Source organism: Collinsella aerofaciens (assembly GCF_027679495.1).
Lineage (GTDB): Bacteria > Actinomycetota > Coriobacteriia > Coriobacteriales > Coriobacteriaceae > Collinsella > Collinsella aerofaciens_AK.
Genome location: NZ_JAQEKC010000006.1, coordinates 52,336 through 63,167, shown reverse-complemented (window position 1 = coordinate 63,167; position 10,832 = coordinate 52,336). Strand labels below are relative to the sequence as shown.

Here is a 10,832-nt window from a genome sequence, read left to right as displayed (position 1 = left end):
AGGCACGAACACCCCTGTTTCAACTAATTTGGGCTCCTCGAGACCATGTAAACGTCCCGCTCTCCCTTCCAAACACCCATTCGAGCCCCATCCCAATCAAAAATTGCTCAAAACGCATCCCAAGCTGCCCCAGATTTATACGTATCTGAACTAACTGTCCAGACCATTCCGAACCAGGCCTCTTGTCAGCCCCAAGTGATCCATTTTCCTCCGTCCCCAACGGATCAATAAGAAAAGAGGGGACTGCCCCACGTTGATGGGACAGCCCCCTCTGGCCTCGATATACGCGATACGGCTCGCTAGTAGCCCTGACCGTAGCCTTGACCCTGGCCCTGCTGGCCTAGCAGCTCCTCCAGGTACTGGCGCAGCTGCTCGTCGGTAATACCGCCGTTGCCGGTGTCGGTCGCGCTGTCGTCCTGCTGCTGGTTCTGCAACTCTTCATCGGAGCCCAGCTCGACGGTGACCTTCTTCTCTTCCTTGCCGCGCATGAGCGTGATTTCGACTTTCTCGCCCACCTCGTGGCTGCGCAGCGCAATGATCAGGCCATCGGCGCTCGTAATCTCATCGTCGTCCAGCTTGGTAATGACATCGCCCTCTTGGATGCCAGCCTTGGCGGCAGGACCATCCTCAACGACGCTCGCCACATACGCGCCGCTATCGGTGCTCAGCTTGTTGGTGCGGGCGTTGAGCGCGTTGACGCTCGAAAGCGTGGCGCCCATGTACGGATGCACCGGCGTCTTGCCGTCGATGATCTGGTCGGCAATGTTCTTGGCATAGTTGACCGGAATGGCAAAACCCACGCCCGAGCTGGAGCCCGAATAGCTCTCGATGAGCGAGTTGATACCCACGAGCTCGCCATTGTCGTTGACGAGCGCGCCGCCGGAGTTGCCCGGGTTGATGGCGGCATCGGTCTGAATCATGTTGGCATAGATGGTGTTACCGCTGGTAGAGCTCATGGCCGTGGAACGATAGAGCGCCGACACGATACCCGTGGAGACAGACTGCTCGTTGCCGAACGGCGAGCCGATCGCCATAACCCACTCGCCAACGTTGAGCTTGGAGGAGTCGCCAATTTCGATCGGCGTAAGCTTGGAGGCGTCGGCGTCCTTGAGCTTGATGACGGCCAGGTCGCTCGAGGCGTCGTTGCCCACGAACTCGGCCTCGTAGGTGGTGCCGTCGTCCATGGTAACCACGTACTGGTCATAGCCATCGACCACGTGGTTGTTGGTGAGGATGTGGCCCTCGGTATCGAGCACCACGCCCGAACCGACGCTGCCCGAGCCGTCCGACTCATCAGCAGACTGCGAAAGCGAGCCATTCTGGCTGCCGCTCGAAGTGGCGGTGATGGAAACGACGGAGGGCAGGGCCTTGGCAGAAACGGCCTCGGCCAGCGTGGTGTCCTCGGAGTCAATCGTGATCTTTTGCGTCGAAGAACCCGAAGCACCCGCCGTCACGGCATTCTTTCCGCCGCCAATGTTGAGCGTGCCGCTCATAATGAGCGCGATGACCAGCAGAGCGCCGCACGCACAGCCGGCAAGCGCCGTAATAAAGATCGGCAGCTTTTTGGTCTTGGTCTTGACCACCGTGTGCTTGTTCACGACCTGCTGGCTGCCCAGCGGCTTACCGGTCTGCGTGTCGTAGGCCTGCACGTAGGGAATGTTGCCGTCGGCAGGCGTCGACTCCACCTGCACGCGCGGCTGCTGCTGGGTCTCGCCAGCGTTGCCCGCATCCTGGGGACGCTGGGAATCGTTCTCGCTCATGGCTGCGATCCTTTCGTCAAATAACCAAAGGCCCGCCAAACATGTGGCGGGCCATCATTGTTCACGTTGAGTTGTACCCCAATATGCGGGCGAACGTGTATGAGAACGCAATCTTTTAGGAAGGCTTAAGTTCTGCTGCAGATTCGAGAGGAACCCGCACCCGCGTCAAAACCACCACAAAGGTGCCTGTCCCCTTTGTGGTGGAAATCTAGTCCTTAAACAGATAACCCACGCCGCGGACGGTGGTGATGTGTGCCGCGATCTGCGGGCCCACCTTGGAGCGGATGCGTCGGATGTGCACGTCGACGGTACGCGTGCCGCCGCAGTACTCAAAGCCCCACACGCGGTGCAGCAGCACTTCGCGGCTGTAGGCGCGGTTGGGGTGCGTCGCCAAAAAGCTCAGCAGCGAGTACTCCATCAGCGTCAGGTCGATGGGCTCATCATCGAGTGTCACCTGGTAGGTGGCCAGGTTAATCTCGAGGTTATCGATGTTGAGCACATCGTCGGCGGCGACGGTCTCCTCCTCGCCCATCAGGTGCTGCGCACGAGCCTTAAGCTCGTTGGGCGTCGCCGTGGGGCATATAAAGTCGGCATGCGCGTGATTCGGCAGGCGCAGGGTGCCGAGCGCCTCGTCGTCAACGATCACCAACATGGGGACGCCGCCGCGATCGTCAAGCCACTTGGCAATCTGATCGATGCGGTCGCTGCGAATGCCATCGGAATCGAGGATCAGCAGGTCAAAGTCGTGCGCCGCAGTCGGCGAATCGGGGGTGGCCAGGCTCACCTCGACACCCAAGGTGGTCGTCAAGCTGCGGGCAAACTCGTGGAAGCGCGTCGTGCGCGCCATGAACAGGGCACTCTTTTCGGACATATCGGCCTCCAAGGAAATGAGCTCAATCGTACTGGAACAAGCCAGCGCGATTAGGAGTTCGCCAGGTAGTGCTTGATCTCCCACTCGGTGATCGTGGACTCAAACTTATGCCACTCGTCGCGCTTCTTTTTAAGGAAGAAACTGTGGATGTGCTCGCCGAGGGCATCCTTCATAAACTGCGAGTCCTCAAACACGTCGAGCGCCTCTTTGAGCGAGCGCGGCAGCGGCGTGTAGCCGGCCTCGACCATCTGGCGGTCGGTGAGCTTGAGCGTCTCGGCCGTTGCCTCGGGCGGGAGCTCCAGCTTGCGCTCGATGCCGTCCAGGCCAGCCGCCAGCGTGACGGCGTTGACCAGGTACGGGTTGGCCATGGGGTCGGGGCTGCGAAGCTCGATGCGCGTGGACAGCTGCTTGCCGGGCTTGTAGACCGGGATGCGGACCATACTCGCGCGGTTGCGCAGGCCCCACGTGGCGTACTGCGGCACGGAGTCGCCGCCGGTAGTAATGCGCTTGTAGGAGTTGACCGTGGGGTTGGTGATGGCGCTGATCTCGCGCGCGTGCGCCAGGATACCGGCCATGTAGTGTTTGGCGGTGTCGGAGAGATGGTATCTCTCGTCGTCCTCGCCCCAAAAGACGTTGTTGCCGTCGTGGTCGAATAGCGACTGGCACAGGAACATAGCACTGCCGTCCTCGCCTGCCAACGGCTTGGGCATAAAGGAGGCGTGGCAACCGCTCTCGTAGGCCTGCTGCTTAATGATGAGTTTGGCCGTGGTGATGGCGTCGGACATGCTCAGGGCCTCGGCGTGGCGCAGGCTCATGCCGTGCTGCGAGCGGCCGGCGGCGTGGAAGGTGTACTCCACGGGCACGGACATCTTCTCGAGCGTGAGGACCGTGTTGCGGCGCAGGTCGCGAGCGGCATCGCTCACCGAAAGATCGAAGTAGCCCACGTTGTCGAGCGGCTCGGGGGTGTGCTCGTCGGGGAAGTAGTAGTACTCCAGCTCGGCGCCCACGTTAAGCAGATAGCCAGCCTTCTCGGCCTTGTGGAACATGCGGCGCAGGGCATCGCGCGGGTCGCCGGCAAATGGCTTGCGATCGGGAGTGCACACGTCGCAGAACACGCGGGCGACGCCGTTGTGGCTCGGGCGCCACGGCAAAATCTGGAAGGTCGAAGCATCGGGGAACGCCAGCATGTCGGCTTCCTCGGGCGTGGCAAAGCCCTCGATGGCAGAGCCGTCAAAGCCAATACCCTCCTCAAAAGCGACCTCGAGGTCCTCGGGGCTAATGGCAAAGTTCTTGAGGCGGCCGAGAATGTCGACAAACCACAGACGCACAAAGCGGATGTCACGCTGCTCTACGGAGCGGAGTACGTAATCGATGTTCTGCTGGTTCATGTCGCTCCCCTTTCTTTCGGGCGGGTTTCGACTGGTCTATATCGCAGATACTATCGCAGAAAAATGTTTCCGCAGGGTTAAAGCGTATCAAGCGCTCAAAAAACGTGCGCGAACAGGCAGTTGCGAACGAGTGACTAGCGCGAGGTCGATGCGCGGTGCTCGATGTGGCCGGGGATCTCGATGCGTTTGGGCGCCAGCTTTGCGGCCTCGCCCACGGTGGTGGTAACGACGTCGATGCGCTCGGAGAGGCGCTCGACCACGCGCTCGGCGATGATGAGGGTGTCTTGCGCGGCCGTGGTCACGCCGCCAAAGAGCACGCGGTTCCAGGGGCAATCGTCAAACGTCGCGATTTTGAGACCCGCCGGCAACGAAGGTCCCAACTGCGCCAGGGCCTCGGTCAGACGCAGGAAGACCAAGCCGTTGACAGCGATAAGGCCGAGCTTTTTGCCTGCATAGCCGCGGATAGTCTCGTCCAAGCGACCGACGCCCGTGGCACCGCCATCGGCCAAGGTGACAACCTCACCCGCAAGGCCGCGTCGCGAAAGCTCATCGGTAAAGGCTTCAGCGCGCTCTCGACGCACGGGGCTATCATCGTTTGCCTCGGTGAGCAGGCACAGACGCTCGCTGCCAGCGGCGGCGAGCTCGTCTACCAAGCCAGCGACCAGCTCACGGTTGTTAGATGTCACCAGATCGACACCGCCGTCGGCAACGTCGCGGTCGAGCAGCACAACAGGCAGACGTCCCGCTGCCGCGGCGATCGCCTCGTCATTGCCTCCGCAGGTGTTGACGACCAGGCCGTCCACGCCGGCATCGATAAGTCTGGTGAGCGACTCCGCTTCCTTAGCGGGGTCGTTGCCGCTAATGGCCGTCATGAGCGAGCAGCCGCGCGCCGCGGCGCTGGCGGAAAGGCCCTCGAGCATGGCGCTCGAGAACGGGTTGGCGATGTCAGCCAGAATCACACCGATGAGGTTCGTACGCGAGCTGCGCAGATTGCGCGCGGCGGCACGTGGGCGATAGCCGGTGCGCTCGATAACTGCCGCGATGCGAGCACGGGTCTCCTCGGTCATTTGCCCGGGGCGGTTGTTGAGGTAGCGCGAGACCGTGGCCGGACTCACGCCCGCCTCGGCGGCAATGTCCTTGATTCTCATCTGCGCCATAACGCACCCCGTTTCCCAATTGTCGGCGATCTGAGCCATTTTAGGCATTTTTTTAAAAATCTCGGTTGCAAAACGCTGTAGGTGAGTATACTACAACTCGAAACGAAACCGATTTCGTAAACCGATTTCGGCGAGCGTTGGCACGCAGGTGCAAAGACGCACCCTACCGTCTTGGCACCTGCGTGCCAACGCCATATCAAAGGTGTACGCACGAGTAAAAGGAGCTGCGCGACCATGGGTAAAACGGTTCTTACCTTCGGCGAGATCATGATGAGACTCTCACCCAAAGACCACCTGCGTATTGAGCAGGCAACCGAGTTTGACGTCCGCTACGGCGGCGCCGAGGCCAACACTGCGCTTTCCCTGGCCTACCAGGGCGACAAGGCCGCTTACGTCTCCGTTGTCCCGGCCAACCGTCTGGGCGAGTGCGCCCTGCGTTCGCTGAAGGCCTACGGCGTCGACACCACGCGCGTCGTGCGTCAGGGCGACCGTCTTGGCTCCTATGTGTTTGAGGTCGGCGCCTCGCAGCGCGGTAACGGTTGCGTCTACGACCGCAAGTACTCTGCCATCAACATGGCCAAGCGCGACGTCTTTAACTGGGACGAGATCCTCAAGGGCATCGATGTCTTCTATTTCTCCGGCGTGACCCCCGCCGTCTCCGAAGAGATGGCTGCCGCCTGCAAGGATGCCCTCACCGTCTGCCGCGCCAAGGGCATCACCACCGTGTGCGACGTGAACTATCGCGGCAAGATGTGGTCGCCCGAGAAATCGCAGGCCACCATGAAGGAACTCCTGCCGCTCGTCGACATCTGCATCGCCAACGACGAGGATGCGCCTGCCGGCCTCGGCATGACCTGCGTCTCCGGTTCCCTTGCCCACGGCATCGAGGAGCGCGACACCTACGTCGAGATGGCCCGCCAGATCTGCGCCGAGTACGGCTGCAAGAAGGTCGCCTCGGTCGTCCGCAACATCTCCTGCGTCGAGCGCTCCATCTGGATGGGCATGCTCTTTGACGCCGAGAGTGGCGAGCACTGGTTCTCCCCTGCTCACGACGTACACGTGCTCGAGGGCGTTGCCGCCGGCGACGCTTTCAACGCCGGCCTCGTCCATGCCCTCATCAACGACTTTGACCCGCAGGACGCCGTCAACTATGCGATTGCAGCCTCGATCCTCAAGCTCACCATCAAGGGCGATTCCAACTTGGTGACCGCAGGCGAGATCGCAGCCGTGGCATCCGCCGCCGACGGTGGCACCCGCGTCGCGCGCTAGTCCGTCTCCATTCCGCGGGCCGCAGCTTTCCAATCCCATACCCCTGCGGCCCGCTCCCCGATTCCTCCGGTCGGGCAAAACCACCAGTCCCATTCCGGTTTTGTCTGGCATTCCCTACATGACTGGTCGAGCAGCCGGTTTTGGAATTGCTTGAACCCCAAGCAGTGCCTCCGATAACCAATCCAAAATCGGCTCCTGACCAGCACATTTGGTAATCACGCGCCCATGCGCGCCACACATCGAAAGGAACATCATGTTCAATCAGTTCTACACCACGCTTGAGTCCCTGGGCATCGTGCCGGTCGTTGTGCTCGACAAGGTCGAGGACGCCGCCCCGCTCGCCCACGCTCTTATGGCAGCTGGCATGAAGTCCGCCGAGGTCACCTTCCGCACCGCCTGCGCCGCCGAGTGCATCGCCGCTATGGCCGAGGCCGAGCCCGAGATGTGCGTTGGCGCCGGCACTGTCCTGACCGTCGAGCAGGTTGAGCAGGCCCGCGCCGCCGGTGCCAAGTTCATCGTCTCCCCGGGTTACAACGAGGACGTCGTGAAGCATTGCATCGACATCGAGCTGCCCGTCCTTCCCGGCACCGTGACCCCCTCCGAGGTCACCGCAGCCGAGAACCTGGGCCTCAAGGTCACCAAGTTCTTCCCCGCGTCCCAGTATGGCGGCCTGAACACCATCAAGGCCCTCGCCGCTCCGTTTGTCGGTCACCGCTTTATGCCTACCGGCGGCGTGAGCACCGCCAACGTCGAGGAGTACTTGAGCTCCTCCGCCATCATCGCCTGCGGTGGCACCTGGATGGTCAAGCCGGCCCTGTTTGCCGACGGCGACTTCTCCAAGGTCGAGCAGATCGCCCGCGAGGCCATGGACGTCGTCAAGAAGGTCCGCGGCTAGGTTTAGCTCTCTATCGTGAAAGGGGGCGTGCCCTAGACCTCGCCCCCTTTCTTTTAAAGCGGCTCGGAAGCGCGCCGTTTCCGTCACGAACAAGAACCAAAACCGTCTTGTATGCTGATAGAACGTGACGGAAGCGACACGCCCCCGAGCCGCTTTGTATAATCGGCTGGCAGTCGCGCTCAACTGAGCCACTTCGGTAAAAGCCGAGCCATCAAAACAGCTGCGGCGCCGTCTGGAGGAATGGACCTTTGCTTCCGGTCTTTTCCTCCAAGCGGCACCGCATCTTTGTGCCCCGGTCACACCCCAACGCAGTTGCGGTGAAATAGGGACTGTTTGCGCCACCTAGGTCACAAAACAGTCCCTATTTCACCGCAACTTATATGGGGATTGATTAGATGAACGAGTCTTTGGACAGCTCAAAATAGTCGGGATGCAAGGCGATAACCGGACCTTGCTCTTCGGGCATCAGGTGCAGGTGCGTCTCTGCCAGATAGCTCGCCGCGTCGGTATCGCCCCTCTTAATGGCCTCGAGAATCCGGCGATGCTGCCGACGAATCGGCTCCCAATCCAAATCCTGCGACACCATACGCAACCAGTTATATCGCTCAAAATGCGTGTTGATGCTCTTCATCCAACCCCACAACATGTGACGACCGGCAATCTCAAAACATGTCTCATGGAACAGGTTATCCAGGTCAAAGAAACGGCGCGTTTCGCCATGGTCGAGCGACTCGGACTCGGTAAGAATCTGCTCAAGCCGCTGCTTTTGCTCGGGCGAGGCGGCCGAACAGCATTTAATTAGCACGCTTCTCTCGAGCTTCTCGCGCAAAAAGCAGGCGTTTTCGGCGCGTTCCATGCTGATCTTAGAGACGTAGGTGCCGCTTTTGGGACGCGTTTCCACCAGCTCCTGCTCACGCAAGCGCACAAAGGATTCGCGAATGGGCGTGCGCCCGATTCCCGTCTCCTTTTCCAGACCAATCGCCGAAAGACGCGTGCCGGGCCTGAGCTCGACATAGATGATCTTGGAGCGCAATGCGTTGTACGCCTGGTCTTGCAGGCTCTGATAATGCTGGTGCTGTTCCATAAAGCCCTCGGATGAAGCTCACGGTTTGTCGAATTTCACCATGCAATACTATCGCATCCCCCGCCCCATCATAAGTTGCGGTGGAATAGTTCCTGTTCAAGGCCTTCAGCAGCAAAAACAGGAACTATTCCACCGCAACTACAGCCAACGAGTTGTTGCGATTAGGTGAACGTTCACCTTTTTATTGTTTTTCTCTTCGCAAATAAAATCCCGTGCGTATACTTAGGCTCAAACGAAACCGATTTCGTTGAGCGTGGGCAATAGGGTGTTAAGACACACCCTACCATCTTGGCATCTTATCGCCCACGCAATGCCATTTGCTTTCTTCCCGTCTCGTTGGACCTTTAGTCCCATTCCGGCACAGCGAGACACTTCCTAGACGACTGACCGTGGGGCCGGCTTTTCTGCTTTTGCAGCAGTGCCTCCGATAACCCTCTTTTGCCGGCCCTGGTCAGCTTTTTCACACAACCGAAAGGACGGGTAGCAACATGCGACCGCTCATTATCATGCATGGCGAGAACATCGACTGGTGCCATACCGTCATTAGAATGCTGATGTATCTTGTGGGCGTTGCAGTACTGGCACTCGGTATGAGTCTCCAGACGGCATCCGGCCTGGGCGTCGCCGCGCTCACGTGCTTTGCCACAACCCTATCCATGCTCACTGGCAAGACGCTCGGCTTTTGGATCACCGCAACCTACGTCGCCTACATCGTGGCGCAATTAGCCATCTTGCGAAGCGAGTTCCAGCCGCGCATCCTGCTCGAGTTGTTCTTCTCAACGCTGATTGGCGGCTTGACCGACCTCTTCATGGCGGTCAACCCACTGCATCCCACGGCACTCCCCACACAGATTGCGACCATGCTGCTCTCCCTCGCTGTCACCGCATTTGGCGTAAGTCTCGTCGTCAACATGGGCGTTGTCCCCAACGCGCCCGACGGCTTGGTGCAAGTCATTGCCGAAAAGCTTAAACGCCGCTTTGGTGACGTAAAAGTCGTGTTTGACTGCTCACATGTCGCCGCCTCGCTCGCGTTGTCGCTGATCCTTATGTACAACCTGGGCGGCTTTGGCGTCACGACCGCCATCTCGGCACTGTTCCTGGGCCATGTCATCAACGTCGCCAACAAGCTGTTCGCCCAGCGCTTTATCCGCGCGGCATTCGGAAAATAGCACCACCGCAAAACCCGCGAGTAGCGCTTACTTTGCTATATCTTGCTATACTTTGCTATATCTTGCTATATCTTGAGCAAAGGTGGCTCACATGCAGACAAACCCTTTTAAGCCCACAGCAGGTAAAACACCTCCCACGATTATCGGCCGCGAAGATGTGCTCGAAGAATTCAATGAGGGCCTCGTCAACGGGCCTGGTGCCCCGGGGCGCCTAATGCGCATAGCCGGCGTCCGTGGAACGGGCAAGACGGTCCTCCTTGACGAGTGCTCACGTTTGGCGCAAAGCCGTGGCTGGACGGTCATAAAAGAGGTCGCAACCGAGGGACTTTGCCAACGCATTCTCGACCAGCTGCAGCCCAAATTCCAGGCCAAACACGCCAGATTTGAGCCCACCGTAGCTGGCATATCCATCGGCAGCATAGACATTGAGCGAATCGGTCCATCGCTACGCGACGCCATGAGACAGACAATATCCAAGAATGAAAATGGCCTGCTCATCACTCTCGACGAGGTTCAAGACGCAGAGCTCGATGAGGTCCGAACGCTCTCCATTGCGATTCAACAGGTTATCGGCGAAGACCTTGATATCGCCTTTGTTTTTGCGGGGCTGCCTTCGATGATTGAAAGCATCATCAACGGAAAGACACTTACGTTTTTGCGCCGTGCCCTCCCCTTTGACCTGAAGGCTGTGGCAGTAACCGAAGTGTCGTACTCCCTCGAGGAAACCATTGAAGCGTCTGGCATGGAGTTGCAGCCAGGTATTGCCGGCCAACTTGCCGAGGCAACGCAAGGTTATCCTTTCATGATCCAACTCGTTGGATACTACGCATGGCAGTTGGCAAGACGCGCACATACACCGATTATTGGAGAAGAAGAAGCCGAGCGCGGCATTGCAACGGCACGCGAACGCTTCTGTGCCATGGTGATTGAGCCCGCGCTACAGCGCATTCCGCCCACGTGCATCGCTTATCTGCTGAGCATGGCATCTTTGGGGCAGACGAGCTCGACCAGCATGGTTGCCGATGCCCTAAACAAAACGCCTCAACAGGTGAGTTCCGTCCGCAGCCGCCTGTTAAGAGAATCGATTATCGAGGCTCCCTCGTACGGCAAGGTCTCATTTGCCATCCCCTACATGCGCGACTACCTCTACGAGCACAAAGCCGAACTGGAAGTTGAACTGTAGAAACGGCAACTGCCCTGCAAGACGAAAACCGTTTTCGTACGGATTAAAGCAGACGT

At 59.4% G+C, this 10,832-nt stretch carries 9 protein-coding genes; 4 read left to right on the top strand and 5 right to left on the bottom strand.

Features of this window, described 5'->3' with window-relative positions; all coding sequences use genetic code 11:
- Window positions 1-299: 299 nt before the first annotated feature.
- The 4 genes from PGW49_RS03605 to PGW49_RS03590 form a co-directional block, all read right to left on the bottom strand.
- Window positions 300-1,760: a S1C family serine protease gene (locus PGW49_RS03605; protein ID WP_270225554.1), complete on the bottom strand. Its 1,461-nt coding sequence runs from the start codon at window positions 1,758-1,760 to the stop codon at window positions 300-302.
- Window positions 1,761-1,968: 208 nt separating this feature from the next.
- Entirely contained in the window at window positions 1,969-2,631 is a 663-nt protein-coding gene (locus PGW49_RS03600; RefSeq protein ID WP_270225553.1) for a response regulator transcription factor, read from the bottom strand.
- 50 nt (window positions 2,632-2,681) lie between these two features.
- Complete coding sequence (locus PGW49_RS03595; protein WP_270225552.1) at window positions 2,682-4,019, bottom strand: glutamine synthetase family protein; 1,338 nt, start codon at window positions 4,017-4,019, stop codon at window positions 2,682-2,684.
- A 134-nt stretch (window positions 4,020-4,153) separates the two neighbouring features.
- A complete protein-coding gene (locus PGW49_RS03590) occupies window positions 4,154-5,176 on the bottom strand; it encodes a LacI family DNA-binding transcriptional regulator (protein ID WP_270225551.1) in 1,023 nt (340 codons plus the stop codon).
- 234 nt (window positions 5,177-5,410) lie between these two features.
- Between PGW49_RS03590 and PGW49_RS03585 the strand changes: the two genes are divergently transcribed.
- Together PGW49_RS03585 and eda are read left to right on the top strand one after the other, a co-directional pair.
- Window positions 5,411-6,445 carry a sugar kinase gene (locus PGW49_RS03585; RefSeq protein ID WP_270225550.1) on the top strand — a complete coding sequence of 345 codons (1,035 nt, stop codon included), beginning with the start codon at window positions 5,411-5,413 and terminating at the stop codon, window positions 6,443-6,445.
- Window positions 6,446-6,698: 253 nt separating this feature from the next.
- Window positions 6,699-7,340, top strand: coding sequence for a bifunctional 4-hydroxy-2-oxoglutarate aldolase/2-dehydro-3-deoxy-phosphogluconate aldolase (gene eda, locus PGW49_RS03580; protein WP_270225549.1), 642 nt, complete (start codon window positions 6,699-6,701; stop codon window positions 7,338-7,340).
- 391 nt (window positions 7,341-7,731) lie between these two features.
- On the opposite strand, the gene PGW49_RS03575 is transcribed toward eda, so the two are convergent.
- The gene (locus PGW49_RS03575) at window positions 7,732-8,424 is read right to left on the bottom strand and encodes a GntR family transcriptional regulator (RefSeq protein WP_196022690.1); all 693 of its coding nucleotides are present in this window, start codon (window positions 8,422-8,424) and stop codon (window positions 7,732-7,734) included.
- A 488-nt stretch (window positions 8,425-8,912) separates the two neighbouring features.
- Here PGW49_RS03575 and PGW49_RS03570 point away from each other — a divergent pair, with 488 nt between their 5' ends.
- Together PGW49_RS03570 and PGW49_RS03565 are read left to right on the top strand one after the other, a co-directional pair.
- Window positions 8,913-9,593 (top strand): YczE/YyaS/YitT family protein, encoded by a 681-nt coding sequence (locus PGW49_RS03570; RefSeq protein ID WP_195543858.1) that lies wholly within the window; start codon window positions 8,913-8,915, stop codon window positions 9,591-9,593.
- 91 nt (window positions 9,594-9,684) lie between these two features.
- Window positions 9,685-10,776, top strand: coding sequence for an ATP-binding protein (locus PGW49_RS03565; RefSeq protein WP_270225548.1), 1,092 nt, complete (start codon window positions 9,685-9,687; stop codon window positions 10,774-10,776).
- The last annotated feature ends 56 nt before the right edge of the window (window positions 10,777-10,832 follow it).